Annotated in this window: 24 protein-coding genes, 1 tRNA gene and 1 pseudogene; 15 read left to right on the top strand and 11 right to left on the bottom strand. The window is 53.3% G+C overall.

All coding sequences use genetic code 11. From position 1 onward, the window contains the following. The first annotated feature begins 128 nt into the window (after positions 1 to 128). From SH467x_RS02495 to SH467x_RS02485, 3 genes are all read left to right on the top strand, one after another. Positions 129 to 1,157: a zinc-binding alcohol dehydrogenase family protein gene (locus SH467x_RS02495; protein ID WP_482369717.1), complete on the top strand. Its 1,029-nt coding sequence runs from the start codon at positions 129 to 131 to the stop codon at positions 1,155 to 1,157. A gap of 326 nt (positions 1,158 to 1,483) precedes the next feature. Then, positions 1,484 to 3,469: a cryptochrome/deoxyribodipyrimidine photo-lyase family protein gene (locus SH467x_RS02490; RefSeq protein WP_482369716.1), complete on the top strand. Its 1,986-nt coding sequence runs from the start codon at positions 1,484 to 1,486 to the stop codon at positions 3,467 to 3,469. Beyond that, positions 3,399 to 3,713, top strand: a complete 315-nt coding sequence (locus SH467x_RS02485) for a DUF2256 domain-containing protein (RefSeq protein WP_482369715.1) — start codon at positions 3,399 to 3,401, stop codon at positions 3,711 to 3,713. Before SH467x_RS02490 ends, SH467x_RS02485 begins: the two co-directional genes overlap by 71 nt. Here SH467x_RS02485 and SH467x_RS02480 read toward each other — a convergent pair. Then, on the bottom strand, positions 3,710 to 4,612 hold the full coding sequence (locus SH467x_RS02480; protein ID WP_482369714.1) for a sugar phosphate isomerase/epimerase family protein: 903 nt from the start codon (positions 4,610 to 4,612) through the stop codon (positions 3,710 to 3,712). The genes SH467x_RS02485 and SH467x_RS02480 overlap by 4 nt on opposite strands. A gap of 207 nt (positions 4,613 to 4,819) precedes the next feature. Here SH467x_RS02480 and SH467x_RS02475 point away from each other — a divergent pair, with 207 nt between their 5' ends. From SH467x_RS02475 to SH467x_RS02465, 3 genes are all read left to right on the top strand, one after another. Then, a complete protein-coding gene (locus SH467x_RS02475; protein WP_482369713.1) occupies positions 4,820 to 5,557 on the top strand; it encodes a PTS sugar transporter subunit IIA in 738 nt (245 codons plus the stop codon). Positions 5,558 to 5,581: 24 nt separating this feature from the next. Further along, positions 5,582 to 6,697: a hypothetical protein gene (locus SH467x_RS02470; protein ID WP_482369712.1), complete on the top strand. Its 1,116-nt coding sequence runs from the start codon at positions 5,582 to 5,584 to the stop codon at positions 6,695 to 6,697. 158 nt (positions 6,698 to 6,855) lie between these two features. Beyond that, positions 6,856 to 8,955: a PSD1 and planctomycete cytochrome C domain-containing protein gene (locus SH467x_RS02465; RefSeq protein WP_482369711.1), complete on the top strand. Its 2,100-nt coding sequence runs from the start codon at positions 6,856 to 6,858 to the stop codon at positions 8,953 to 8,955. A 19-nt stretch (positions 8,956 to 8,974) separates the two neighbouring features. On the opposite strand, the gene SH467x_RS02460 is transcribed toward SH467x_RS02465, so the two are convergent. Continuing rightward, positions 8,975 to 10,342 (bottom strand): acyltransferase family protein, encoded by a 1,368-nt coding sequence (locus SH467x_RS02460; RefSeq protein WP_482369710.1) that lies wholly within the window; start codon positions 10,340 to 10,342, stop codon positions 8,975 to 8,977. 122 nt (positions 10,343 to 10,464) lie between these two features. On the opposite strand from SH467x_RS02460, the gene ahr reads away from it, so the two are divergent. Together ahr and SH467x_RS02450 are read left to right on the top strand one after the other, a co-directional pair. Next, positions 10,465 to 11,472: an NADPH-dependent aldehyde reductase Ahr gene (gene ahr, locus SH467x_RS02455; protein WP_482369709.1), complete on the top strand. Its 1,008-nt coding sequence runs from the start codon at positions 10,465 to 10,467 to the stop codon at positions 11,470 to 11,472. A gap of 354 nt (positions 11,473 to 11,826) precedes the next feature. Then, positions 11,827 to 11,899: transfer RNA gene (locus SH467x_RS02450), tRNA-Asn, on the top strand. A 263-nt stretch (positions 11,900 to 12,162) separates the two neighbouring features. On the opposite strand, the gene SH467x_RS02445 is transcribed toward SH467x_RS02450, so the two are convergent. The 3 genes from SH467x_RS02445 to SH467x_RS02435 all read right to left on the bottom strand — a co-directional run bounded on the left by SH467x_RS02445 (position 12,163) and on the right by SH467x_RS02435 (position 13,899). Further along, on the bottom strand, positions 12,163 to 12,576 hold the full coding sequence (locus tag SH467x_RS02445) for a ribosomal maturation YjgA family protein (RefSeq protein ID WP_482369708.1): 414 nt from the start codon (positions 12,574 to 12,576) through the stop codon (positions 12,163 to 12,165). Between the two features lie 106 nt (positions 12,577 to 12,682). Then, the gene (locus SH467x_RS02440) at positions 12,683 to 13,387 is read right to left on the bottom strand and encodes a DNA alkylation repair protein (RefSeq protein ID WP_482369707.1); all 705 of its coding nucleotides are present in this window, start codon (positions 13,385 to 13,387) and stop codon (positions 12,683 to 12,685) included. 14 nt (positions 13,388 to 13,401) lie between these two features. After that, entirely contained in the window at positions 13,402 to 13,899 is a 498-nt protein-coding gene (locus SH467x_RS02435; protein ID WP_482369706.1) for a DinB family protein, read from the bottom strand. Positions 13,900 to 13,998: 99 nt separating this feature from the next. Between SH467x_RS02435 and SH467x_RS02430 the strand changes: the two genes are divergently transcribed. Beyond that, positions 13,999 to 14,211 (top strand): hypothetical protein, encoded by a 213-nt coding sequence (locus SH467x_RS02430; RefSeq protein WP_482369705.1) that lies wholly within the window; start codon positions 13,999 to 14,001, stop codon positions 14,209 to 14,211. A 196-nt stretch (positions 14,212 to 14,407) separates the two neighbouring features. Continuing rightward, a complete protein-coding gene (locus SH467x_RS02425) occupies positions 14,408 to 15,640 on the top strand; it encodes a hypothetical protein (RefSeq protein ID WP_482369704.1) in 1,233 nt (410 codons plus the stop codon). Positions 15,641 to 15,838: 198 nt separating this feature from the next. On the opposite strand, the gene SH467x_RS02420 is transcribed toward SH467x_RS02425, so the two are convergent. Next, positions 15,839 to 17,941 carry a M56 family metallopeptidase gene (locus SH467x_RS02420; protein WP_482369703.1) on the bottom strand — a complete coding sequence of 701 codons (2,103 nt, stop codon included), beginning with the start codon at positions 17,939 to 17,941 and terminating at the stop codon, positions 15,839 to 15,841. Then, entirely contained in the window at positions 17,938 to 18,321 is a 384-nt protein-coding gene (locus SH467x_RS02415) for a BlaI/MecI/CopY family transcriptional regulator (RefSeq protein ID WP_482369702.1), read from the bottom strand. The genes SH467x_RS02420 and SH467x_RS02415 overlap by 4 nt, the downstream gene beginning before the upstream one ends. Before the next feature lie 255 nt (positions 18,322 to 18,576). Here SH467x_RS02415 and SH467x_RS02410 point away from each other — a divergent pair, with 255 nt between their 5' ends. Both SH467x_RS02410 and SH467x_RS02405 read left to right on the top strand, forming a co-directional pair. Continuing rightward, complete coding sequence (locus tag SH467x_RS02410; RefSeq protein ID WP_482369701.1) at positions 18,577 to 18,792, top strand: hypothetical protein; 216 nt, start codon at positions 18,577 to 18,579, stop codon at positions 18,790 to 18,792. A 25-nt stretch (positions 18,793 to 18,817) separates the two neighbouring features. Next, positions 18,818 to 19,339, top strand: a complete 522-nt coding sequence (locus tag SH467x_RS02405) for a DUF2924 domain-containing protein (RefSeq protein ID WP_482369700.1) — start codon at positions 18,818 to 18,820, stop codon at positions 19,337 to 19,339. 36 nt (positions 19,340 to 19,375) lie between these two features. On the opposite strand, the gene SH467x_RS02400 is transcribed toward SH467x_RS02405, so the two are convergent. Continuing rightward, entirely contained in the window at positions 19,376 to 19,741 is a 366-nt protein-coding gene (locus tag SH467x_RS02400) for a four helix bundle protein (RefSeq protein WP_482369699.1), read from the bottom strand. A 32-nt stretch (positions 19,742 to 19,773) separates the two neighbouring features. On the opposite strand from SH467x_RS02400, the pseudogene SH467x_RS02395 reads away from it, so the two are divergent. From SH467x_RS02395 to SH467x_RS02385, 3 genes and pseudogenes are all read left to right on the top strand, one after another. Then, positions 19,774 to 20,595 (top strand): annotated as a pseudogene (locus SH467x_RS02395) (recombinase family protein); the annotation flags it as partial. Position 20,596: 1 nt separating this feature from the next. Next, on the top strand, positions 20,597 to 21,391 hold the full coding sequence (locus SH467x_RS02390; RefSeq protein ID WP_482369698.1) for a recombinase zinc ribbon domain-containing protein: 795 nt from the start codon (positions 20,597 to 20,599) through the stop codon (positions 21,389 to 21,391). Next, positions 21,388 to 21,819 carry a hypothetical protein gene (locus tag SH467x_RS02385; protein WP_482369697.1) on the top strand — a complete coding sequence of 144 codons (432 nt, stop codon included), beginning with the start codon at positions 21,388 to 21,390 and terminating at the stop codon, positions 21,817 to 21,819. Before SH467x_RS02390 ends, SH467x_RS02385 begins: the two co-directional genes overlap by 4 nt. Positions 21,820 to 21,831: 12 nt before the next feature. Here SH467x_RS02385 and SH467x_RS02380 read toward each other — a convergent pair whose 3' ends face one another. The 3 genes from SH467x_RS02380 to SH467x_RS02370 all read right to left on the bottom strand — a co-directional run bounded on the left by SH467x_RS02380 (position 21,832) and on the right by SH467x_RS02370 (position 25,384). Next, complete coding sequence (locus SH467x_RS02380; RefSeq protein ID WP_482369696.1) at positions 21,832 to 23,130, bottom strand: SNIPE associated domain-containing protein; 1,299 nt, start codon at positions 23,128 to 23,130, stop codon at positions 21,832 to 21,834. 242 nt (positions 23,131 to 23,372) lie between these two features. Next, positions 23,373 to 24,839, bottom strand: coding sequence for an IS701 family transposase (locus tag SH467x_RS02375; protein WP_482369688.1), 1,467 nt, complete (start codon positions 24,837 to 24,839; stop codon positions 23,373 to 23,375). A 122-nt stretch (positions 24,840 to 24,961) separates the two neighbouring features. Then, complete coding sequence (locus SH467x_RS02370; RefSeq protein ID WP_482369695.1) at positions 24,962 to 25,384, bottom strand: hypothetical protein; 423 nt, start codon at positions 25,382 to 25,384, stop codon at positions 24,962 to 24,964. Positions 25,385 to 25,387 lie beyond the last annotated feature (3 nt).

Below are 25,387 nucleotides of genomic sequence, written 5' to 3'. Positions count from 1 at the left end.
GTGGGGAAAGAACTCTGGCGGAATGGGCTCTATTGTATAACTTGTTGCGGCCTGGAAGATGCCGATAGCCAGATTTGAGCAACTTCCAGGATCCTTTTTCGGTTCAGACTCCTCCCAAAGCGATTTCCATGAAAGCGTTGCAGTTAGACCAAGTTCAAAGTTGGAAAATGATCGACATCCCACCTCCACGAAATCCGGGAGCGGGTGAGGCAATTGTAAGGGTCCATCGCGTGGGCGTTTGTGGCACGGACATCGCTTGCTATCTGGGCAAGTTCCCGTTCTTCGCCTTTCCACGTATCCCGGGTCACGAATTAGGAGTGGAGATCGTCGCGGTGGGGGCCGGTGTGGAACACTTGCAAGTGGGGGATCGCTGCTGCGTCGAGCCCTATCTCAATTGCGGAGAGTGTTACGCCTGCCAACGCGGCTACACCAACTGTTGCGAGTACAACCAAACCTTCGGTGTCATGTGCGATGGTGGATTGACCGAACAAGTCGTTTTGCCAGCCCGAAAGCTGCACCCTGCGAACAACCTGAGCTACGAGCAAGCGGCGTTGGTCGAGACCTTGGCCATCGGTTGCCATGCGGTCGATCGCGGAAATCCCAAGCAAGGAGAAACGGTACTGATCCTTGGAGCTGGTCCGATCGGATTATCCGCTCTCGAATTTGCCAAGCTCTCTGGTGCGCGTGTCTTGATGGCCGATCTGAGTGAATCCCGACTCGATTTCGTCAACACGAAGATGGGAGGATGCCACACGGTTCGCTTCTTCGGAGACGATCGCGATCTCACGACCATTTCGGATTTGACGAACCATCGATGGGTCGATGTCGTGATCGATGCAACTGGCAACAACCACAGCATGTCGCGTGCTCTGGAATTCACCGCTTGCGCGGGGCGAGTTGTTTTCGTCGGTATCACGCAACAGAACTTAAGCTTCCCGCATGCACCGGTTCTACATCGCCGGGAATTATCGATTCTTGCCAGTCGCAATGCTCCATCTCGCGACTTCGGCCGCATTATCGCCTTGATCGAAAATGGAACGATCAACACGGATCCTTGGATCACCCACCACGCGATGATCGATGAAGTCCCTGAGCGTTTCGAACAATGGCTTGCACCCACCTCCGGCGTCATCAAAGCCATGATCCACCTCACCTAGCGTCCAGCCATAGAGAGAAGGCACCATTCCATTACCGCCTATTGCGCAGCCCTTCTCATGGCCCCGTCGCTTTAATCCTGCGCAGGCCGCGTCTTAGTGATAGTCCCGGTAGCAACGTCTCGGCCTTTTTCCGAGTCGGGAAAATAAACTCTTAGTCCCGGCAGGGGTCTCTTGGTCTTAGTCCCGGTAGGGACGAAAGATGGCTTTCCACGCCCGCGTCAAGATCGCGCCCACACGCAATCCGCATTCTTCCATTCGCCCGCCCCCCCATGCAAGCGGGCCGCAAATCCCAAGCGTAAACGAATGTGCGATTACCCCGAATTGCGATGCCACGATCCCTGGACACCGGGACGCGTTCTTTCGTCCCTGCCGGGACTTTGGACACGGGTACCACCCCACCCAGCCTTAAAAAGGCTGGGCTATTCTATGCCGTCCCTACCGGGACTAAAACCTCTCACACCTCGCTCCTCCTCGCTCCTCGCTCCTCGCTCCTCGCTCCTCACTCCTCGCTCCTCACTCCTCGCCACTCGCTCCTCGCCACTCGCTCCTCGCCACTCGCCTCTCGCCACTCGCTCCTCGCCTCTCCTCTTGCTCACCTTCTACCATTCCTTGCGATTTTAACCTTTCCTTTCTCCTTTCGTTCGGTTCTGGGAATGTCCAAGCCCATTGTGCAACTGGTTTGGTTCAAGCGAGATCTTCGGTTAACAGACCACGCCCCCCTTTCCCACGCCTTGCAGCGTGGAACGGTACTTCCGCTGTTTCTGTTTGAGCCTGGGTTCTGGTCCCAACCCGAGAATGCTCCCGAACACTTTCACTTCGTTCGGCAATCGATCGTTGATCTCCGTGAATCCCTGACAAGGATCGGTGCAGACCTCTTCGTTCGTACCGGGGAGGCGATTCCCGTTCTTCATTCGCTGCGGGAGGACGTGGAGATTGCTAAAATCTGGAGCCATGAAGAGACGGCCAGCATGTGGACATACCGACGGGATCAATCCGTTGCGAAATGGGCTCGCGAGCACAATATCCCTTGGGAGGAGATTCCATCCAATGGCGTGGTCAGGAAACTGAAAAGCCGAGACGGCTGGGGACGTATTTGGCAATCGCGAATGAAGGCCGAGATCATCAGCAAACCTTTGCAATTGGATGTCCCTCGCTCCTTGGAGCCAGGCCCGATTCCCCAAGCAACTGAACTTTTTCCACGGCATACCAAGTGCGAACCAGTCGCGAAGCAGCATTTGCAACCGGGAGGCGAACTCGCCGGGCAGACTTGCTTGGGTAGCTTTTTAGCCGAGCGGGGACGCGAATATCGGAGCAGGATGTCGAGTCCTCTTTCGGCTGCCAGCGCTTGCAGTCGGCTTAGCCCCTACATTGCTTGGGGCTGTTTGTCGATCAAATCGGTGCAGCGAAGTGTTCAGAGCAAGAGACTGGAGTTGATGGAGGCGAAGATTGCTTCTCGCGATTCGACTATTTCGAATTGGACGCACTCCCTCAGTTCCTTTACCTCGCGATTATCCTGGCACTGCCATTTCATCCAAAAACTAGAAGATGAACCGGAGATTGAGTTCCGAAACATTTGTTCGGTTTATGACGGTCTACGGGAAAATGAGTTCCAACCAGATCGATTCGAGGCTTGGACGGCTGGCCGTACCGGCTACCCCATGATCGACGCGTGCATGCGGTATTTGCATCGAGAACGATGGATCAACTTTCGGATGCGAGCCATGCTCATGTCGTTTGCCGCCTACCATTTGTGGCTGCATTGGCGATCTCCCGCATTGCATCTAGCAAAGCTCTTTCTCGACTTCGAGCCGGGAATTCATTATCCCCAATGCCAAATGCAGTCGGGTGTCACCGGGATCAACACAATTCGAATCTACTCACCAACTAAGCAAGCGATGGACCAAGATCCTGAGGGGCGCTTCATTCGTGAGAACATTCCTGAACTGGAGTTCGTGCCCAAGCTCTATATTCATGAGCCATGGAAAATGGGGATGGATGATCAAATCCGATACCGATGTCGTATGGGAGTCGATTACCCGCCCCCCATCGTTGAGCATACTGCTGCGGTCCGTTTTGCAAAAACCCGCATTTTCGAGGTCCGACAATCGGAAGCCGCAATGGCAATGGCACGGCAAGTCTACGAAAAGCATGGGAGCCGGAAGCATCGCGATCCCGTTCCTGGCCGAGCCCCAAGCACGAAGAGTTCTCGGTCGGCTCCGTCCAAAACCAAGCGGACAGCGAATGCCAATCGATCGAAGCAACAGCCGTTCCTCCCAGGCTTGTTCGACGACACCGAACCTCCGCCCCCATAACGTCGAACGGTCGTCCTCGACGGTTTATGCGTGCAATCCACGCACATCGTTGCCTACAGACATCAACCCAATTCCCATGAGCAAACCGCCGAAGAGACAAAAACCGAGCAAGTACCATTTGCCGACCAAAATCTGTGAACGTTGCCGACGTCCGTTCACATGGCGCAAAAAATGGGAGCGGGACTGGGAACGTGTCAAATACTGCTCCGACGCTTGTCGCAAACAGCCCCCCTCCGTAACCTAACTCTTCACTTCGTCCATCGCCTTCTTCGCGATCGCTACGCATTCGCGAATGTCTGCAATAGGGTCCTTCGGGTTTTCTTCATATTCAAGCGACAGTGCACCATCAGCAGGGAAATTCGCTCGCACCATGGCGTCGAACACCTCGCTGCACTGAAGATACCCCTTGCCAAGGATCACTCCCTTTGCCTTCTCTTGCATCTCTGCAAAGTCCTTGAGGTGGATTCCATACAATCGACCTTGCAAGGTGCGAATCACGTCGGTGGGTCGCTCTCCTGAGCGAATGTAGTGGCCCAGATCCGCGCAAGCTCCGATGCGTGGATCCCATTTCTCGACGGCTCGCAGCACGTCGACCGCTTTGTTGTAACGGTGCGAGGGTCCGTGGTTGTGAATCGCGATCCGAATATCAAATTCCTTCACCAGTTCGTTCAAGCTCGGAAAGGCTTCTGGGGACGGGTCTGCCGAAAGGGTGCGAATGCCTGCCTTCTTGGCGAATTCAAAAACTTTGCGATTGGCTGCGGCGTCTCCTCCGAACCCATTGACGCCATGCGCGGAGATCGTTAGCCCCAGAGCTTTGACTTTTCCTACCAACGCGTCGATCTGCTCTTGGGTAGCATTCAGCGGAAACATGCCGCTATAGAACTCGACTTGCGCGAACCCCAAGTCCTTGGCGTGCTGGAGCGCAGCGTCGACCGAGAACGAACGGAGCGAGTAGAGCTGGAGCCCTAATTGAAAGGGTACTTTGGCTGCCGTCGATCCTAGGACGCTCTTGGGAAGTAAAACTTGGTCGAGAAGCAAACTGGAGCCGAGACCCGCGCCGAGTGCCAGCGCGCCACTTCCTTGCAACCAACTTCTACGGGACAAGTGGGACGCGCGGGAGGGATGCATTGTGCGGAAATTCATGGTGATTTCATAAGGATGGGAGGAATGTGGGTACCGTACCAATCCTCATGATACTACACTTTTTAGCCTAATGGTTTGGGCTATCGCGCAGCGTGCATTGCATCCTCTCCCCGCTTTTCCCTTTTGATACCATTTCATCGACCATTCCAATGTCCAACCCAATGACTTGAACGCCGAACCCTTCGGGCATCGCAAGTCCAGATCGCCATGGCCAGCAAAGACCTAGACATCGCTCAACTCGCCGACTACCTCCACTTGACCCTGACGCAAGTCACCAAGATGGCGGTGCGGGGCAAAATTCCTTCCCGGAAAGTGAATGGCGAGTGGCGGTTTTCGGAATCCGAAATCCATCACTGGCTCGAAGATCAAATCGGCGTGGGGGACGCAGAAGAATTGGAGCGGATGGAAAAGGTACTGCAGCGGAACATCGACGTCATGTCGGATGATCGCGCCATGCTCGCCGATTACATGTCCCCGCTCGCCATCGAAGTTCCTTTGCCTGTACGGACCAAAAACTCCGTGATTCGAGAGATGTGCTCCCTGGCCGAGCGCTCCGGACTCCTCTGGGATGCTGCCGCCATGGTGGAGGCGGTCGCCGCTCGGGAAGATCTACACCCCACCGCCCTCGAGAATGGGGTCGCCCTCCTTCACCCTCGACGACCGCAAACGTCGATTTTGGCCGAGCCGATCGTCGCACTGGGCATCTCCCCGCAGCCGATCCCCTTCGGAAACACTTCGGGGCATCTCACGGATGTGTTTTTTTTGATCTGCTCCACCGACGATCGCGTCCACCTTCGTATTTTGGCTCGGCTCGCGCGGCTTGTGACGGATGAAGTCTTTTTGACGATGCTCCGATCGGCCACCAGCCCCCAAGAAGCCCTCGATACAATTCGATCCGCTGAATTGGAACTTGAGGCCTCCGGAACTCGATCCGCAGGACGGTAATCGCTTCCGATGGATGCTTGTGGCATGGCTGTATCGAACACATCTCAAACCGATCGCCAAGTCATTTGGGCGGCCCCAAAGGATTCGTATTGGGAGTGGATCCGGACCTACATCCAGCTTCCCAATGTTGTCGATCTAGACGCGATGGCGATTAGGCACCTTGCCCCCGATCCCATGCAACAAACCCCTTCGCCGATCTGCATCCAAGGTCCAGCGCCGATCTGGATCCAAGGGATCGATGGGCGATACGAAGCGGAGTGGCCATCTTGGCTGGCGAACGTCCGCAAGATACCTCCGCAGGCCGCGCCGGCAAAGAAGGTGAGCAAAACGACTAAGGGCAGCAGAACATCGAAGAAGGCCTTGGCTTCCAGTCCGGACGCCGCAATTCCTCCCAGTAGCGATCTCGAATTGGCCGTCATTCTCGGAGAATCTTGGACGGGACATCGCCGCACGTTCCCCCTTCCCGAGGGCATCGTCCCTTTCTATTGGTATGAACTTTTCGACCGAATCCTCCCCTGGCTTTCAAGCCTGACCCTTCCATCCCCAACCGGGGCGGATACAGGGGACCAGGGAGCCCACTCGAGCGTATTGCCACGAGACATGTCGCGGCTTAGCCCTCGCGTGATCGACTGGATCCAACACGCGCAGGTTGCGTCCGAGCAATCGATGCCCAGTGTCAACCGGTGGAGCGGAAACGCGACAACTCCCTTCATCCTGGTCGTCGCCGAGTCCTTTGCCACATCCCAAATGTGGCAATCGCTCCTCGAACGATGGGATGTCTCCTTCGTCCTAGCCCGACCCACTGAACTCCGCATGCAAGCAACACCGGACGTGGTTTTGGTCGATCTCGACGTTCCACCTCGCGCATCTCGCGCTTCGCAAAACGCGGAGCTGGCAGGTTTGGCAGGGGAGCGCGCACCGGCATGGCTCCCTTGGACGACCCGGCTTCGGCAGCGTTTTCCGACCGCCATGCTGGCCTTTTTTGACCCATTTCCTCGCTGGGGAGACTGGCAATCGCTGCAGGAACAAGGTGTCGATGCCCTTTTTCCTAAGCCGTTTTCGACGTTTGGGGTCCGTTGGTGTATCCAGCGTTGGATAGAACAGGGTATCGCGGGTACAATAGTGCCAAGCAGCAGTTAGCCCGGCAACGGGTATCCTTTGCTGCCACTTCGGCTCGCCATCTCGGCCCGTTTTTGAGATAGAAAGCCCTGTCCTGAGTTGGACGGCCCGATTCGTTTCCGGACGAAACCTCCACTCCCCCACCTTTAGACCTTCCTACCTCCCTACCCATCCAATTCATGTCAGCAATTCGCATCCTTCGCGCCTTGTCGGTGTTGCTCCCAATCATGACGAGCATCCCGTATTCCTTGACGCGTGCTGCGGCTTGGGACGACCCGACCGATGCCGCGGCTCAGCAAGCCAAAATCGATTTCTTCGAGACAAAAATTCGACCGGTTCTCGTGGAGCACTGCTACGAGTGCCACTCCGCTGCGTCGGGAGATCCCGGGGGCGAACTTCGACTCGACACCGCCGAGCTCTTGAAGAAAGGGGGAGCGAGCGGCGCTTCATTGCAGCTTGATGCACCGGAGAAGAGCATTCTCCTGAAAGCCTTGTCCTACGATGACAACGCCTTGCAAATGCCCCCCACCGGGAAGCTTCCCGAGAATGTTCTCGCCGATTTTCGAACTTGGGTCGAACAAGGGGCTGTGGATCCTCGCGAGGAGTCTGACGCTGCCCCGGCGGCACCCTCCAAAACCGAGCTTGCTGCCCAGCACTGGGCATTCCAAAACCTCGACGTCGCTTATGACAAAAATCAGTCCATCGATACCATCCTCGCTCGCTCCCAATCGGATAAGAAGATTCAACCCCATGGTGCCGCCACCAAACGGGAACTGATTCGCCGACTTTATAACGATCTGTGGGGGTTGGCTCCCACCTACGAAGAACTGGCGGTCTGGGAATCGCAACCGATCGAAAAGTATGAGTCGTGGGTCGACCAGCTCCTCGACTCCCCCCACTTCGGCGAACGAATGGCTCGTCGTTGGATGGACGTGGCGCGATACGCTGACAACAAGGGGTATGTATTTCAAGAAGATCGGGAATACGCCCATGCTTGGCGGTATCGCGAATGGCTGATCCGCGCCTTCAATGAGGACCTCCCCTACGACCAGTTCACGCAATATCAACTTGCTGCAGATCGATTGGATCCCGGTACCCACAACCGAAACCTCGACGCCATGGGATTCCTTACCCTAGGCCGCCGGTTTCTCAACAACGAAAATGATATCGCAGACGATCGAATCGACTTGGTCACCCGCGGATTCCTGGGCCTATCCGTCGCGTGCGCCCGTTGCCATGACCATAAATTCGATCCGATCTCCATGGCCGATTACTACTCGCTTCACTCCATGTTCGTCAGCAGCAAGGAACCAAAAGATGCACCTGGGCCGCTTCGAATGGTGGATGCTGACAAGATTCGGCCGGCGGTGATCTTCAAACGAGGGCAAGCCGGCGCGCGAGGGGATCAAGTACCTCGCAAGTTCATCGAGTTTATGACGTCGGTAAGTCGACCGATGGACACGGGAAGTGGGCGGCTGGATTTGGCCCAAGCGATCACCGATTCCAAAAATCCTCTCACACCTCGAGTGATCACGAACCGCATTTGGGGTTGGATCATGGGGACGCCGCTGGTCGACACCCCAAGCGATTTCGGTCTTCGGTCGGAAGCCCCCACGCAGCTGGAGCTTCTTAATTTCTTATCGGCCGAGTTCATGGCGGACGGGCAAAGTATCAAGCGGCTTATCAAACGCATCGTCCTCTCGGACGCGTATCGACGGTCAAGTGCCCATGATGCGGACAAACATTTGCTGGACGCGGAGAACCGCTATTGGTGGCGTGGTGTTCGCAAACGCCTCGACTTCGAAACCCTGCGTGACTCGGTTTTGGTCGGAACTCAGCAATTGGATGACCGCGTCGGAGGCAAGAGCGTCAAAATGATCAATCGGCCCTTCTCCAGACGACGCACAGTCTATGCATATATTGATCGCCAAAATCTGGAGGGACTCTTCCGGGCCTTCGATTTTGCTTCGCCTGATTCCCATGCACCTCTCCGTTTCGCCACCACGGTCCCCCAGCAAGCGCTCTTCATGATGAATAGCGGCATGATTGACCATTACAGCTCTCTCTTCGCAGAGAAGCTTTATTTGTCTGAGGAGGGAAGAGATGCCACTTGGGCTATCGAGCAAATGTTCAGGTCCATTCTCAAACGATCTCCGTCCGATCACGAATTCGAGCAGTTCACGGGTTATTTGAAGGCTCTCCCAAAGGTCGGTATCGACGAGTACGCTCAGCTCATTCAAATCCTCTTGTGTACGAACGAATTCTGCTTCGTGGATTGAGTTTCACCAGGAACCTGGATTAAATCTTCACAAACACTCTTTTGGTGTAGAGCCAGTAGAGAATCAGCCAGAACACGATCAGCGTACAGCCACCCAAGAGCAACTCCTGAATCATAGGAACTTGCTCTTTGCCGGCGCCGAGGATGGATTGGATCAATTCCGAAAGGGTTTGAAGCCAACTGCCGAAGTGCCGCAGGAGCGCGTCGTGCGTCGGCTTCTCGAGCGTCCATGACAAGACATAGGCGACGATCGAGTTCGCTCCGATCACAATGAATGGAAACGCCCACCGCTGAATCCCTTTCTGGTCGGCAATCCAATGCAGGGCGCCGAGCCAAAGCAGACAGATCCCCCCGCTCCAGAGCGTCCAAGCCGGGGTCCATATGCGCTTCACAATGGGGCAGACCAACGTCCAGTCCAACAACCAAGCGGTCGCCATCAAGCCCGCTCCTGTGCAGGCAAAAACTAGGTTCTTGCGCGCAAAAGGAAGTGGCGATTGCAGCAGACGACCCGCGAGCAATCCGAGCACCATCGTTGCAAGGGTGGGGATGAAACTGAGCGTTGCATAGCCACCCCCGGAGTACTCGAACGGTTTCTCGCGGGGGAAAAGATTCATCCACCATCGATCGAACGCCCAAGCCGCGTTGGAGTTCTTGTTGAAATGAACAGAAAACCCTTCGCGATAGAACTCGGACCAACTCTCTGGCACACCGACTTGCGAATAGGGGAAATCTGCTGCAGGTGCTGGATAGAGAACGAAGATCCCCCAAGTCCCGATCAAAATTGCCGCGAGGGCGATCAATACCCCACGCGTAGGCAACAACGAGATTAGAAAAAGGGCCCAGTATCCAAGCCCGATTTGCGTCAGCGTATCATCAAACGTAAAGTTGGTACTGGGCTTGCCAAGGCTGCGCAGAAAGATCCCGAGAAAAACGAGGATGACACTCCGCAGGATCGCATGCCGAAATAGCTGCCAGCGTGAATCACCCCGCGCAATGCGTGACGCCAACGAGAACGACATCGCCGTTCCAACCAGGAACGAGAAGCTCGGTTGGATGAGATCATGCAGTGAGCAGCCCGCCCAAGCGACGTGCGAGGTATGAAAGCGAATCCACTCCGCTATCTGGCCATTCGTATTGTCACCGCTAAAGACTTGACGCAACTTGGGAAGCTGCAGCACTTCCGCCAGCATCAAAAACATCACCATGCCACGGTAGATGTCGATCGAAGCCACCCTGCTAACCGCTGCCATGATCATTCCTTGTACAAACAGTTCAACCCATCTCGTGCTGAAATAACTCGTCCCTGTTCGGCTCGCCTGCCATTCGGCTAGCCCCCGATTGTAGTACCCTTTCTCCGAAAGCCGTTCTTCCGTCTCCCAAAATCCCATTCCTCCCACGATCGTTCCGGTAGAATCCAACCCAACACTTCATGGATGCGGGACCTGCATCGAATCGATCCAGTTCTTTATCCCAGTTCGTTGGCCTTGAGAAGACCGAGAGAGAGTTGCGCATGACCTATCAAGCCTGGGTGGCGGACGCCGCCGGAGCCCCTTTTCAAAAGCAATCTATAGAACGACCACCCTTGGGACCGGAGGAGGTAGAGGTTGCGGTCGAACATTGCGGCGTATGCCATTCCGACCTTTCGATGTGGCAGAACGAATGGGGCATGTCGACCTATCCAGCGGTCTTGGGGCATGAAGTCATTGGGCGGGTGACAGCTCTTGGGCCGCATGCAAAGGGGCTTGCGATTGGCCAGCGAGTGGGAATCGGATGGAACAGTGGCAGTTGTATGCATTGTCGTCCGTGCATGTCAGGTGAGCACCATCTGTGCGACGGAGCCCAGCCCACGATTGCGGGGCATTTCGGTGGTTTCGCCAACTCGGTGCGAGCCCATTGGGCGTGGGCAATTCCGTTGCCAGAGGGGTTGCATGTCGCCGACGCTGGACCGCTGCTATGCGGAGGAATCACCGTCTTCAATCCAATCGCCACTTTTGCGACGCCGAAGAGTCGTGTCGGAGTGATCGGCATCGGAGGGCTGGGGCATATGGCGTTGAAGTTTGCAGCGGCGTATGGTTGCGAAGTGACAGCCTTCACTTCGAGCGAGAGCAAGTTCGAGGAGGCGCGGGCGTTTGGTGCCCAGCACGTTGTCGCCACGCGCGACAGCGAATCGCTCCAGAGGCTTGAGAAGTCATTCGACTTGCTCCTCGTGACCGTCAATGTTCCCCTCGATTGGGATCCATTGATCGCGTCGCTTGCCCCTAACGGACGCATGCACGTCGTGGGAGCGGTGTTGGAGCCGATCCCTGTTGCGGTCTTTCCGTTGATCATGCGGCAAGCCAGTGTGGGGGCGTCACCGACCGGATCACCCGTCGACATGGCCGACATGCTTGCATTCGCGGCGAGGCACAAGATTGCTCCGAAGACCGAGCATTTCCCGATGAGCGAGATCAACCAAGCGTTCGAGCACGTCGCCGCTGGCCGAGCACGCTATCGAGTAGTCCTCGACGCAGACTTTTGATCGGCATCACACCATGGCTTCCCTGCGTGTCCAATCTGGACGAGCGGGAAGATGTCCGAAAGGCTTGGCCCCGGCCGAGTTCATTGGCATTCCGCCCTGGAATTCTATCGAGAATGCGAAACATTGACGGAGCAATGGAATCAATGGAGCTTATGTTGGCGGGGGGGAGTTCAGTCGGTACAAACCCGAAATTCCGCCCAAGTGAAACCTGGTGATTTGGGAAACGGAAGTGCGAACCAATTAGGGTTGCAAGCCATGGGCGGTATAGGTACATTTCGAAGCCGAGCTAGGGATCCCAGCCCCAGGATTCGACAGTGAACCTTTGGGTGGTTTGGATAGTCCTAAGCAAGAAATTCCCCTGTAGCTCAGTCGGCAGAGCAGCGGACTGTTAATCCGCGTGTCGGTGGTTCGAGCCCACCCGGGGGAGCCTTAGTTTTTTCTACGGAAGAAACGCCAAAAAGTTAACGCCGGACGACGAGAGATCGACGCCCGGCGTTTTTCGTTTCTACCCAACGTTTTGGGCTTTTTCCGCGTCCGCGACGCCCTCCCCAAATATCTCGGTTAGGAAAGAGAGATAGCGGGATACGACCGAAACGCGAGCCGTCCCCTCCGCCACCCCAGATCTCTACTGAGAACTCTCAAGATCTCCGTTTCCAAAGATGGGTTTGATTAACACAGCGGTAGCAAATCCTAACGCCCAGAAACCTTCTCCAATTTTGGTCCACCGAAACGTCTGATACCCCACTCTGTGAGCGATCCGGTCGCAATGCCGACCGTGTAGCAAACGAGATCAGTCCAGAGAAATCCGAACCCCAGCACCAGCCCACCCAGCGTGGACTGACGGATTGAGTCGATCCACGGGGCGTGAAAGAGCTGGCTGACCTCCACTAGGAAAGCGAGAGCTAGCGAGATCGCTGCCCTCGCCAGCACCGGCCGTCCAGCTAGAAGCATGCTGACCAACAGAAACAGCATCAGCGCCCAAAGAGTGTCGCCAGCGTATTCGGCCAAGAACGCAGGCAACTGCCCCCGGTACTTGCGAGATGCCAGGCCTGCAATAATGACCACAGTAGCGGCGATGAGGTAAACGAATCGAGTGCGAATCAATCAATAAGTGCTTTCTATTTAGGTTGAGCTGGCTGACATTCCTTCGTACGCATGAAGCCACGAGAACTCCGGCGAGCTTCGGAACGCGGCTTGAGTTCTGAAACCATCAACACATGGCTGACTTGCGTTTCTTTCCTATGCTGCCGCGACTTTTGACTTTTTGGATGTAGTCTGGCGCAAACGGCACATTGCATTCCGTGTCGCCCATGTCAATTTTCAAGACGCCAATCCGGTGTCCGGCTTCAATTGCTGCGTCGGTGAGGGAAATTATGTAGCTTCCGACCGAGATCACGAAGGAGTTCATTTGGTAACGAACTGCGTCCTTGGCCTCAATGATTTTTGCTTCGACGTCGACTAGCAATCGCAGATACTCATCGAGGTCTAGTTCTGAATCAGGACGAATGCTTGCGATGGCGGATAGGGTAGCCCAACCCGCTATGTTCTCAATCTCCCTCTTGGATTTGATCCATGCTAGTGCAAGCGTCCAACCCGATGGACTAGCAGCTGCGACTGGCCCGACGACATAAGCTGCGATGGGTTTCGATGCGTCTTTGACCCAACCTGTCAGGTCTTTCTTTGTCATGCGTTCTGGTTCGGCGATAATCCCAGCAAGATACATCGCATCGTAGATTCCAGTGTCATAGAGTTCCAACGAAAGCGAAAAGCTCCTTTTGATCCGCTTTTGCAGCGTTTTCATGTCGCCGATTTTGACACCAAGGCATGGATCGTGAGCGCCATGATTTCGAAGCACTCTCGCCGTGCTTTCACTCCCCATCTTCGTAAGCTGAGATACGATTTCTTCTGCCGTCATTTTGCTTTTCTCATCTAAATGATCAGTGGTGTTCGGCCGGCGGCTCGACGGCAATCGGCCAGTTGCCCTCGATGGTTCATCCAGTGCATGGCTCTCATCAAGAACATGTGTCGCCACGTTCCAAAATAGAGCTCGAACTGAGGAGGGACTCCTGCGATCTGTTGATCAAGCTCTTCTTCGCTCATGCTTTCAAGCCAAGCCAAGAACTCCTCGTCCATTGAACGCAGGCGACTCAATAGCTCTTCGTAAGACGGGTATCCATTCGCCTTAGGATCTGGTTGCGATCCTCCGCCAAACTTGTCTTGCAAAGTTTGGCATGGATTCACATTTCCTTGCATCATCTCGCGGTAACGGCCTTCGGAGAAAACCAAATGACCCAATAGCCAGTGAGCATGATTTCCAGTGCCGGCGATCGGCGAAACAAGTGCTGCAGATTGCAGGTCGTCAAGTAGCGGAAAGACAAGCCCAGCAGCTTGACGATTTGCCAAAATGAGAACGGATTTCGATTGCACGGTTAAGCCTCTTTAGAAACTCTCATTGTATCTACGATCGCCGATTAAACGTCGCTTAAAATCTAAATACGGTCTTTACCTTGATGCTATATTGAGCGAATGAACAAGCCACCGAATAAAGATAAAGATGAGGACGAACGCTTCATGCCGGCGGATGACCCAAGGGAAGTCGTCCAAACGCCTTTCGATCGATTGCTATCGCGGACGCTGATGCAACTCTCGTTTGGTTGGCTGAAGGCCATAAGCATCGAAGCCTGGCGTAAGGAGCAGATGACATCGTCAATGTTCTTGCCGTTTCCTACAATAGTTTAGATTGGAAATATATCAGCGAATGTCTGAATCAGAACCGTTTAAAGCTCATGTGCCTACACCAATCAAGAAAGCGAGGCGACGAGTTCGGTGGTGGCTGATCATTGCTATCTTCGCCGTTCCCTTCTCACTAGTCGCGGTTGGTACAGTCCTATTCCGAGTTGCGTACACCGTAAGGGAGAACCAGGGCCGACAACAAATGTCTCAAAAGATTTCTGAGCTTCAGTCCCAAGGAATTGCGATAGACTCAGACTCGGTTGATCAACAATACATCGACCGAACTTCGGACGATCTAGTTTTTGAGTGGGCCGAGCTACTGGCAGGTGTGGAGACTGCTGAATTTCAAGAAAAGACAAAGGGAATTCCTCCATTTGATCCTTCTGTGGAAGTCGACGAATTCGGCGATCAATTTGATACGTCGGAAAACTGGCCTTTCGCTGATGCAACAGCGAGCCTAACCACCGAGTTTGAACATTTCGTCGAACTTTCTCGGAAACTTGCCTGTGATCCCAGCCCAACTTATTTTCCCATCTTTTTCCGAGCAAATGAGACGCTTCTTACAGAAGTACAAAGCTCGCGAACAATCGCAAGATTACTGCGCGCCGATTGCCAAGTGGCGATGTTTAAAAAAGACTCCGTCCGGACGACGGAAGATTTGGTGGCCATGTTCGAGCTTTCGAAGCATGTTGACGCTGTACCTTCGATCGTTTCGCGTTTCGTCGGTATCGCATTTCGACGAATGGCGTTAGAGGCCCTTCAGCACGCAATTGAGATTGACCTGCTCACTGTGGATCAGTTGCTGCAGATCGATCGGGCGATCGAGCGTTATTGCGACATTGGAGATCGTTGGAAGCAGGTGATACTGGACGAAATGTCTCTGAACCTTCCTGTGTTTGTCACGCCGCATTTGTACATGGACACGGACATGATCATGCCAGCACGCGGTCATGATGCCGTCTATTTTATCGATACGATGGTCGCAGCATCCGAGATACGCACGGAGGACTGGGGCAGATTCCTTGACAGCTCCTCTAGACTTATGTCAAAGTTCGACAGGGATATACAGTCTTCATTTGCGCAGGTTGACCAAATCCTGTCACGTATTCTCATTCCCGATTACTACGCCACCGCCACCACGATGATCAACGATTGCCAGCTTCATCGGCAGGCACGCGTGGCGATTGCTGTCCGCATGTATCAACATCAATATGGCGAATTCCCTAGTAGTCTAGAAGTACTTCCCGAGGCAGCTGACAAATTTGTGCCCTTCGGTAGTAAACCATTTGGTTATCGCAAGGAAACGCGCGGAGCAACATTATGGGGTTTTCAACTTTCCGACACCACGAAACAAATACCAGAGGAGCCACCGGTAACTGATCCTGCTGTTCCTAATTCTATCAATAATCGCCAAATTGTTTGGGTACTCGAGTGAGACGACCTCCCCCGGCGCATCGGTGTGTCGCGTTCAGCAGACGCCAACTTTTCTGGGATGCGACTTGGAACAACATGGTGACATACTGTACACATGAAATCACGAACGCTAGGAAAGCGAGAAACTGGCCAATGACAGAAACGCGAGCCATCCCCTCCGCGACCCCAGATCTCTACTGAGAAATCTGAACGGACCTCGCTACTGGTTGTTTGGTCCGGTAACAACGGATGATTCCCGCATGTCAATGATCCGAGGCGTCAACGCGACGAGCATTGTAGTCTCCGCGTCAGCACCTGGCTTATTATCGAATACTCGAGGAATCGCCACGACAATCGACTCTCCCGCAGCCAGCTTGACATCTGAGCCTACTTCGTATTGTTCCCTTGCTGGTACTTGAACTGTAAACAGAGGTTCATCGTTATTTGAGGTTCTAATTGGCAAGTTTGCGAATGAGACCTTGCCGATGCTGGATACCATTACTTTGAATGCTAAGTTGACGCTATCGTCTTCGCCAGCTACCGGGTTGAGTACAAACCTCAGCCCTTCGTTGACGATAGAAACCACTGGCTGCATTCTGCCATCGGCTTTCGGATCAACGCCCGTAATAAAGGGACGCTGGACCTGATTCACTATGCCGGCAGTTTGACCATCAAACATTGTCACTTTAGGCACAAGTAGGATGTTACCCTGATGTTGTACCGATACAGTTCGAATCAACTGCGCTAACTCCGCCTCGTCGATGCGGGCTGCAATTGCCGGCCCTAGCCCGCGGACGGCCAACCCTTCAATTCTTCGTTCAGTCCACTTAATCGAGCCAGCCGTCTTGAGGTTCGTTTGAATAAACTTTGTTTCGATTGTAATCTGCCTAGGTTCTCCGTTTTTCCAAATATCCAGTGTCTGCTTCAGTGACTGATGTTGGCTAGCGGTTAGTTCTGCTGAAAGAGTTTTGCCGTCGACCTGTATTTTTTCCTTCATCCATGGCGGCAATGGAACACAGGTAGTCAACTGCTCCAAGGGCGTTTTGTCGTCCAATTTAATTGTCTTTGGTACGGCTTCCAGAACGGATGTTAAGTCATATGTTTCAACAAATGTTGGACCGCCGACATCTTCGTCGCTAAGGGGCTCAAACCATCCGGGAGCAACCTTCGATTGGATTGAGTTACCACCATCCACATGAATTTTTGGCCACTGTTGATCTTTTGACTCCGTTGCGTCAGTGAGGCCGACGAGTGCTATGGTTCCCCCCAGTCCCGCAGATAGACATTTAGCTAAACGGCCGTTGGGTTGGCCGTTCTGCATCAACAACTTCACTCGCTGCTTGAGATGCTTTCCTGACGCGAAGGAGATTAGTCCAAGTGTTGGAGACTTTTTTGCAGCGACGCTATCTTGCGCCAATCTAAGAAGTAGGTTTCCGTATGCAGAAACTTCGGTCTGCGTAAGGCTCTGCACTGCTAGTCGATCTGCAGCACCTTCCATCGCAGCACGGAGGCGGCTTGCGATCATCCAAACCACAGGGTTAAACCAATGGAATGCCACTGCTATTGATGCCGTAATGGTGACTGGAATGTCGCGGCGACGAATATGGGCAAGTTCGTGGCGAATCACCCAACGCAATTCTTGTTCGCTCAAGGTTTCGGCGAGGCCAGTGGGAAGACAAATCGTTTGTCGAAAAAGTCCAAATACCGCTGGTGCAGCAAGCGAATGCACTTCACGCAACTTCGGCCGCCGTCCTACTGCTAAAGAATCGCACTCGCGTAGAACCAAATCGATTAGTGGCTGACGTTCGAGCAAGCGGCAGGAGCGGAGTCCCAAAGCAAATCGGATGTGCGAAAACACACTGCGAAAAAGTAGACCCATCGAAACTGAGATGGCAATCAACAAAAGTGCGAGGCAGAGAATCTCTTCTAGCGAGGATTTGTTCGTCTGCGAAGATTGCACTAGGGCTTGTGGAGGAACGTCTCGCACAACGATATGATCAATGTTAGGCAGAATTGCATAACTGGAATCGTAGGCCGTCATTAGCCGATGTTGATTTTCTGATTCACCAGCTTCGCCCGAAAACCATTTGTCGATCGGTTTATGAAGACTGGCCGAGCTTCCGAGCGAAATTGGAATCAATAGTCTGACTATGACGATTGTTAGTAGGAGCGTTTGCAGTGATGGCGTTAGCCTTCGTCGAAAAGCCAATCCAAGGCCTATCACAACTATCAGTATCGGAAAAGCTCTCCAGGCTGCGAGCATGACCAACCAAAACCAAGTTTCTGCAAAGTCAACGAATCGATCCATCCATTCAGCGATCATTCTTGTTCCCCTTCGTTTCGGTTAGACTTCTTGTCGAGCATCGCTCGAATCTCTTCTACCTCCTTAGCGGTAAGCTTGGCCGTCTTCACGAAATGGATTAGTGCCGGTGTCGCGTCGCCACCGAATACGCGTTCCAGGAACGATCGACTTGCTTGACGCACACATGCGTCTTTGCGAACCGCTGGCGTGTAGACATACTTCTTACCGTTCTTCTCAGTTGCCAGCGCGCCTTTGCGAACCAATCGATGAAGCATCGTCTTTACCGTCGCAGCGCTCCAACCATTTTGGGCAGCAATTTGGTCAACGACTTCAGCCGATCCGATTGGAGAAGAACTCCAAATCAAGTTCATGACCACCCATTCAGCATCCGAAATTTGCATGAAAGCCTCCTACAGCTTGTACGTCTACAGATTACACGCGTAAACGGTGGCGGGTCAATGCAGATTCTGAGGTAATGTCAATTTGCAATTTTTTCGCCCAGTCGCTTCGTCCACTCGCCTTGGTTGCGTGTAACCCTACAGATAGGGACCTGTTTCTTTCGGTCTCGCTCGATACCCGGTTGTTAATCAAATCGACCGCTAGTTCGTAGAAACCGGTGATTTCGGGCTTCACATTACCTCTGTTGGGAGATTGCTATGCCGAAGGTTCGCGCTGTAGACGAGATGAATGAAACCGAGCTGCGAGCGGAGCTCGTTTCGTTACTTGCGGATGGCGTAATACGCTACATGCAAAGCGAACAGTTCGCGATCGACCACGCAGATCGCGAATTCGACACAGATTTCGAGACAGCTTGCCTTGAGGTTCCTGCCAAACCAGTGCTCTCTGTGACCAATCGAGTTAACGATCGATAGGTCTTTTCAAAAAGGAGAGCGTGCAATGGCAATCAACGTCGCCAAAGAGGTCGCGACGCTCAGGCACATGAGCGTGTCGGAGCTACGCGATCGGTACCACGAAGTGTTCGGCGAGGACACCAACGCTCGCAACAAACAGTGGCTAGTCAAACGGATCGCTTGGAAACTACAAGCCAACGCAGAAGGAGACATCTCTGAACGCGCTCGGCGATTGGCTCACCAGATCGCGATGGAGACAGACATAAGAACGTCGCTGCCACGAGTGAACAGACCGGCCACAACGGAAACGCTGGAAACGGCAACGACCACGATCTCGCCACCTGCCGACAATCGAATTCCATTGCCTGGGGCCAACTTGGTCAAGAATTACAAGGGTCGAAGTATCCAGGTCATGGTGCGACCAAATTCATTTGAGTTCGAGGGGACTCAATACAAGACACTCACAGCGATCGCTCGAGTCGTCACAGGGCAAAAGAACATCAACGGATTTCACTTCTTTCGGTTAGGCGGGAGACCGGAGACCGGAGGCGGGAGGGAAGAAGTATGATCGAATCAATACCTTTCATATTTTCGATTCCCGGACTCACGACTCGGGCCTGTTCCTCAGTGATCGAATCAGGCCATTTAGGACCTTGGCGGTTTCCTCGGCTTGCACGAGAACGGGCTGCACGGATTCTTGTTTGGCAAATCCGAGTCGATCCACAAGTGAAAGTTGGTACTCAACTTCGCGGCACGATCCATAGGACATATCAAGGAATCGAATGTAGTCAGCGAGACCATTTCTCGCTGAACCTTCCACGATGTTGGACGCGATCGATACCGCAGCCCGCCTCAACTGTGACGTCAGTCCGTATTGTTCTTGAGTTGGGAATCCAGCCGTCAATCGATAGATCGACAAGACAAGCTCATCTGCCAACTCAAACGCTCGAAGTTTCTTGTGGTCCCGCATCTCTGAATCCCCATGAAAGCTAACAATGACAAATAGTCTCACGCGATCAAAAGATTCTAACTCTTCCTCCAGCCTCCAGCCTCCGGTCTCCGGCCTCCCGCCTGTCGTGCGCTATCTACACTCGCAAATCGACCGAGGAAGGCCTCGACCAAGATTTCAACACACTCGATGCCCAGCGAGAATCAGCCGAGTCATACATCAAGAGTCAAGAAGCGGAGGGCTGGGTCTGCCTTCCCGATCATTATGACGATGGAGGCTTTACTGGCGGCAATATGGATCGCCCCGCGTTGAAACGCCTACTCGCCGATATCGAGGCCGGCAAAGTTGACTGTATCGTAGTCTACAAGGTGGACCGTCTCAGCCGATCGCTAATGGACTTCGCCAAGATGCTCGAAGTCTTCGAACGCAAGAGCGTTGCGTTCGTTAGTGTCACCCAGCAGTTCAATACCACGAATTCCATGGGCAGGCTGATGCTCAACGTGCTCCTTTCTTTCGCCCAGTTCGAACGCGAGATCATTTCGGAGCGAACGCGCGACAAGATGGCGGCCGCTCGTCGAAAAGGCAAATGGGGTGGCGGCTTGGCTCCGCTCGGTTACGACAACGATCGCGAGGGTCGCAAGATTGTGGTCAACGAAGACGAGGCCGCACAGGTGCGTGGAACGTTCGAGCTGTATCTCGAGTGCCAGTCGATCATTCAGACGATCAAGGAAATCGATCGACGCGGTTGGAAGAATAAGCTGACCGTGACCAAGAGCGGCAAAGAACGGGGCGGCCGCCACTTCGACAAGAGTTCGCTGTTCAAGCTGCTCACGAACGTCGCGTACCTTGGCAAAGTCCGCTACAAGGATGAGATCCATGAAGGCGAACACGACGCGATCGTACCCATTGAACTTTGGGAGAAGGTTGCAAAAGCAACTGAAGCACAACGGTCGAACCGGTGGAATCATGGTTCGAAACAAATTCGGTGCTTTGCTCAAAGGACTAGTTCGTTGTGTTTGCTGCGACTGTGCCATGACTCCAAACCATACGACAAAGGGCGGCAACAAACGCTATCGCTACTACGTTTGCACTTCCGCTCAGAAACGCGGTTGGCATACCTGTCCGTCAAAGTCGATTCCCGCCAAGCAAATCGAGGATTTCGTCATCGAGCAGATCAAGAAGATTGGTTACGCGCCGGAACTGATCCAGGACGTAGTCACAAGTGTCGCCGACAAGATGAAGGGTCAGCTCAAGCAACTCGAAGACGAGCGGATGGCCCTTGGTCGCGACACTGCACGTTGGAATAGCGAGATCCGTAAGACCTCCGCACTGATCCGTCCCAACGAGACCGACTCGCCGGCAATCGCCAGATTGGCCGACCTCCAAGAACAGATCGCTCACAACGAGCGCCGGATCAACACCGTGCTAAGCGACATCAAGAAGATCAGTAACAACTTGCTTACCCAGCAGGATGTCGAGACCGCGATGACCACCTTCGATCCAATCTGGGAATCGATGACGCTTCGCGATCAGATTCGCTTGGTACAAGTTGTCATCAAACAAGTTGACTACGACGGCGAATCTGGACGCGTTACCATCACCTTCAACCCGGTCGGCATCAAGAAGCGGGCTGAGCATGCAACCAAAGATCTTGAGGAGGCCCGCGCATGAGCGACGAAATCCAAGTAGGAGCAACCTTTCACAAGAAGCGCGTTGGCAAGCACATCGCCATGGTGGAAGGCCCACCGCCGACAGTTCCCGAACGTCCCAAAGGCCGCTTGCCTCGCATCACACGCTACATGGCACTCGCCATTTACTACGAAGACCTCATCCGCCAAGGCCACGTCCATGACTATGCAGAGATCGCCGCACTCGGCCACGTCACGCGTGCAAGGGTGACACAGATCATGAACCTGCGGTTACTCGCTCCCGACATCCAAGAAGAACTAATCACACTGGATCGCGTCATCAAGGGCCGCGATTCTCTGAGCCTTCGCCAGCTCCAATCAATAGCGCTGGAGAATGACTGGAAAAGCCAACGAAATCAGTGGCAAGCTATAGTTGATTCTGAGCCGGATCGCCTATCAAGAATTTTCTGAGATTGAAGCCATTTACGTTTGCGATTCCTCATCATCCTGATTGGCGCTAACGCCAAGAAGCTCGTCTTCATCTTCGGTAAGCTCTAGCTCTAATTGTCGTTGTAGCCACTGTTCGCGGGCAAACGGATCGCTGGCAATCTTCTTTTCGATAGCTAAGGTTTCTCGATAATCCCGAGCCTCAGCTCTCATCGTCCATTGAGCCTGCAATCCGAGTTCCTCTACTTCCTTCCTAATCGTCGCAAGATCGCACCTGAAGAATTCTTTGCGATGATTAACCTTATTTACTTGATGCAAAAGAAAATGACGATGTAGATTGTGCTCAAGAGCGGGAGCATCATCGGATCGAATCAATGCGTGAACATCAAACTCGAATGGTACGCTTGAGTCTCCGAGTTCTTTGACTCTGTCCAATGGTTCCAAACGTCTCGTGAGACCGATCTTGAACACGTTTTCACCAAAAGAACCTAAATTAGAGATAATATAGACGTACCCACATCGCGTTTGCTGCGCCATCGAAATTGCACGCTGTCCTTTCTCTTCTGCGAGCTTGAGTTTTTCTTGGAGAGATTGTAATTCAGTTTCGTACTTGGCTCTTTCTTCAGCGGAGGCTTGCAATAGTTGCTCCTGCAATCGAGCCATTGCTTTTTGAACGGCTTCCTCTTCACGCTTTGCATCGCGAAGAGCACGCTCATATTCGCGTTTAGCCTTTTGTTCCTCTCGTATCCGCTCTTTGATCCTTCGCTGCTCTTCCAAATCTCGCTTTTTCAACTCGTTGACAAGCACAGCCCATTTAAGCTCATCCAGTCGGGCACTAAGATAGTCCTCAGAGATTCTTGCGTTGCGAAACGCCTCACCATTACCATTAACCAGTGTAAATGCATCTTTGATCTGCTGGCTGAGCTTGCCAAAATTGTCGTGCTTAACCAGCGCTAAGGTGGAGTCTACCTTTCCATTGAAAGCATCGACAACAAAACGAATGGCAGTTTCCCTGCGATTGGCTTCCACGTAATCACAAGTGGCAGCATTACCATTTTTAACCATGGACTTAACAGAATTCCTGGCTTCCTTTAGCCGCTGCCCAGCATCCGTGAATGCAAACTCCTCAGCGATTTCGTCGAGCAAACTATGAGAAGGAACAATGTACTCGTCTCCATATCCTTGAAGCTCGTTCTTAATTGCTCGCAACAGTTTTTCGTACTTGCCTATATTTTGCTTCACATCATAGGCTTCTCCAGCTATTTCTCGGGCTCGTCGATCGGCTTCTGCCAAAATGACCGATGACTTCGACCTAGACTCCTCGATCAGCTTCATCGCTTCTTGCTTGAGTTCATCCGATTCTTGTCGAGCCGCTGAGAGAATAAGTTCTGAATCCTTGCGTGCGGCACTCCGTAGAATCTCGGACTCGAGGTGAGCTACATTGAGGGCCTTTTCACCAATGTCTCGAGAAGACTGAGATGCAAGTTCAGCTTCTCGAAGAATCTCTACTGACTTTGCTGCACTTTAGGCAAAGATCTCTAACCGATCGTATTGTATTCAGTTGAACTCGGGCTTGGTTACGCCGCTAAGCACAATAGCTCGTCAATCAGTGCGATGATTTTTGGCGTTTGTTGGGCTGCGGGTAGTTCTGCCATAAATCGATTCCTCAGCATTTTATGGGTTATTTCGCGACGACGGTCAGCATGCGATGGGCGACGGTCAGGATTGTCCCAGGGACGATCGCTTCGGTCGACCAGCTGTTCTACCGGAGTGTCCCAACACTCCAGTTCCACCAGGCCATAGAGCCACGCATTGATGTTCCAGCAGGCGATATTCGACCAGACGTTTCGAACCTGCTGCTTGCCAGCGCCCCAGGTCTCTTTGGTATCGTGGAAGAACTCTTCGATGGCCCATCGATCTGCTACGGTTTCCAGAAGCATTTCGACCGGCATTTCGATTTCCGTACTAAAGTATGCTGCCGTTTCGCCGTTGTCGAATTTAAGTATCACAACTCGAATCGGTCCCTCGGTGATAGTTGTTGTTGCCAGGAAGGTCTTGTAATGACGAAGGACTGCGACACCACGACACGCATAGCTAATCGTCTGCCAACCTTGCTTGTGCTTGGAACGCTTTGAGAGATCGATTCGGTTGTAGCCGTATTTGCGAGGACGCCCACGAGTACCAGCCTTGCGAGCAGGGGGAAGGTCGAAGAGCTTTGCATTGCTTCGCAAGCGACTGACTACGGTTGTGTTTAGCGTCGTAAGTGACGTGATTAGGTCATACGTTGCATAGGCTCCATCGAAAACGACGAGTGTCTTGGATCGCGAACCGAGCACCCGCAACCAGCAGATGACCTGGTTGGTCATTTGCAGCGCAAGTTGGTGTTTTGTTTGAAATTTCCACCCATGCTTGGCATCCAACACAGGAACATCGCATTGCCTAACATACAGCATCGAAAGCAGTGGCAATGCGATCACGCCCCACAATGGATGCGTGCTCAAGATTGCCAGACAAACCCAGTTGTGACCGTACAACCACTCGCTATCGACTGGACCTGGCGTAGGATGGTGATGAATGTTCGCACCTTCGACGTGACGTCCGAATCGCTTTGTGGGGCTATCATCGACCGCCAGCTTCCAGTACCCGTCAGGCCCTGGATCGAATCGTTTGACAATTACCCTCAGCAAGGGCAAAGCCAACGATGTGGCGACCTTGCCCGCAGATACAAGCAGTTCATAAAAGCGATCCCAATCATCTTTCACGCCAGCGGCTCGAAACCAACTGCTCGCAGTACGGCGACCACGTGCCAGCATCGCACCAGCCATCACGATCGGAAGGCGAAAGCCGATGCGAGCATGCAAGAGCGATTGCATCGCAGTTACCACGATTGCGATACCTCCGACCAGCGGCACGCTGGCTGCCGTAGTTTTACGTCGAGTGGGATTCGAGCTCGACAACCTGCTGCGTTTGTCATGATGCGATGGAGTCGACTTTTTGCCATGCTGAAGTTGCGGTGCACGACCAGATCGTTTACGCTTGGCCATCCTTGGCTCTCCTGGGGTCGGTTATGTTTTGCAACCAACTTGTCCCTTGAGGGCCATTTTCGTTTCAAGAGCAATTCTTGCTCATTGTGATGCTTGCATTAGTTCCGGCTTCAGATCTTTGCCTAAAGTGCAGGTGACTTTGCTGTTGCATCTTTAAGTAATTGATCAGCTTTCGCAGTTAGAATGGATGCCTCATTTGCAGCCAGTGCCCGCACACGATCGGCCTCGTCTTCCGCGTCAACGATCACCTGCCATCGCTGCATCTTGACTTTCTGCTCTTCGATAGTCGTGGACAAACTCTTGGTTTCGCCCTGCAAGCGTTTTAGTTCAGTTTCTGCTTTTGAACGAAGTGTAGTGTAGGCCTGCTTACACTTTGTGATTTGCTCTGTGAGGGTACCAATCTGAGCCGCGGACTCAAGCTGTCTAGTCTCAAGTTCTGTGCCTATTGCAAGTGATTTACTCCTCTCCTGCAGCAAAAAGTGAATGCAAATGCCAGTGGAAATTCCCAGTATCAAAACTAGGACGAAAAGCAGAAACGTAAACACAAA

The organism is Brakhagea slesvicensis, assembly GCF_052161625.1.
Classification (GTDB): Bacteria; Planctomycetota; Planctomycetia; order Pirellulales; family Pirellulaceae; genus JBKCUI01.
The sequence above is the reverse complement of the archived record's forward strand: the minus strand, read 5'-3'. Positions and strand labels throughout refer to the sequence as shown.

Excerpts from the sequence above, each read along its gene's own strand:
- SH467x_RS02495 (WP_482369717.1), top strand. The coding sequence starts at position 129 with ATGAAAGCGTTGCAGTTAGACCAAGTTCAAAGTTGGAAAATGATCGAC.
- SH467x_RS02490 (WP_482369716.1), top strand. The coding sequence starts at position 1,484 with ATGCCACGATCCCTGGACACCGGGACGCGTTCTTTCGTCCCTGCCGGG.
- SH467x_RS02485 (WP_482369715.1), top strand. The coding sequence starts at position 3,399 with ATGCCAATCGATCGAAGCAACAGCCGTTCCTCCCAGGCTTGTTCGACG.
- SH467x_RS02480 (WP_482369714.1), bottom strand. The coding sequence starts at position 4,612 with ATGAATTTCCGCACAATGCATCCCTCCCGCGCGTCCCACTTGTCCCGT.
- SH467x_RS02475 (WP_482369713.1), top strand. The coding sequence starts at position 4,820 with ATGGCCAGCAAAGACCTAGACATCGCTCAACTCGCCGACTACCTCCAC.
- SH467x_RS02470 (WP_482369712.1), top strand. The coding sequence starts at position 5,582 with ATGGCTGTATCGAACACATCTCAAACCGATCGCCAAGTCATTTGGGCG.
- SH467x_RS02465 (WP_482369711.1), top strand. The coding sequence starts at position 6,856 with ATGTCAGCAATTCGCATCCTTCGCGCCTTGTCGGTGTTGCTCCCAATC.
- SH467x_RS02460 (WP_482369710.1), bottom strand. The coding sequence starts at position 10,342 with ATGGGATTTTGGGAGACGGAAGAACGGCTTTCGGAGAAAGGGTACTAC.
- ahr (WP_482369709.1), top strand. The coding sequence starts at position 10,465 with ATGACCTATCAAGCCTGGGTGGCGGACGCCGCCGGAGCCCCTTTTCAA.
- SH467x_RS02440 (WP_482369707.1), bottom strand. The coding sequence starts at position 13,387 with ATGACGGCAGAAGAAATCGTATCTCAGCTTACGAAGATGGGGAGTGAA.
- SH467x_RS02430 (WP_482369705.1), top strand. The coding sequence starts at position 13,999 with ATGAACAAGCCACCGAATAAAGATAAAGATGAGGACGAACGCTTCATG.
- SH467x_RS02425 (WP_482369704.1), top strand. The coding sequence starts at position 14,408 with ATGTCTCAAAAGATTTCTGAGCTTCAGTCCCAAGGAATTGCGATAGAC.
- SH467x_RS02420 (WP_482369703.1), bottom strand. The coding sequence starts at position 17,941 with ATGATCGCTGAATGGATGGATCGATTCGTTGACTTTGCAGAAACTTGG.
- SH467x_RS02415 (WP_482369702.1), bottom strand. The coding sequence starts at position 18,321 with ATGCAAATTTCGGATGCTGAATGGGTGGTCATGAACTTGATTTGGAGT.
- SH467x_RS02410 (WP_482369701.1), top strand. The coding sequence starts at position 18,577 with ATGCCGAAGGTTCGCGCTGTAGACGAGATGAATGAAACCGAGCTGCGA.
- SH467x_RS02405 (WP_482369700.1), top strand. The coding sequence starts at position 18,818 with ATGGCAATCAACGTCGCCAAAGAGGTCGCGACGCTCAGGCACATGAGC.
- SH467x_RS02400 (WP_482369699.1), bottom strand. The coding sequence starts at position 19,741 with ATGCGGGACCACAAGAAACTTCGAGCGTTTGAGTTGGCAGATGAGCTT.
- SH467x_RS02390 (WP_482369698.1), top strand. The coding sequence starts at position 20,597 with ATGAAGGCGAACACGACGCGATCGTACCCATTGAACTTTGGGAGAAGG.
- SH467x_RS02385 (WP_482369697.1), top strand. The coding sequence starts at position 21,388 with ATGAGCGACGAAATCCAAGTAGGAGCAACCTTTCACAAGAAGCGCGTT.
- SH467x_RS02380 (WP_482369696.1), bottom strand. The coding sequence starts at position 23,130 with ATGAAGCTGATCGAGGAGTCTAGGTCGAAGTCATCGGTCATTTTGGCA.
- SH467x_RS02375 (WP_482369688.1), bottom strand. The coding sequence starts at position 24,839 with ATGGCCAAGCGTAAACGATCTGGTCGTGCACCGCAACTTCAGCATGGC.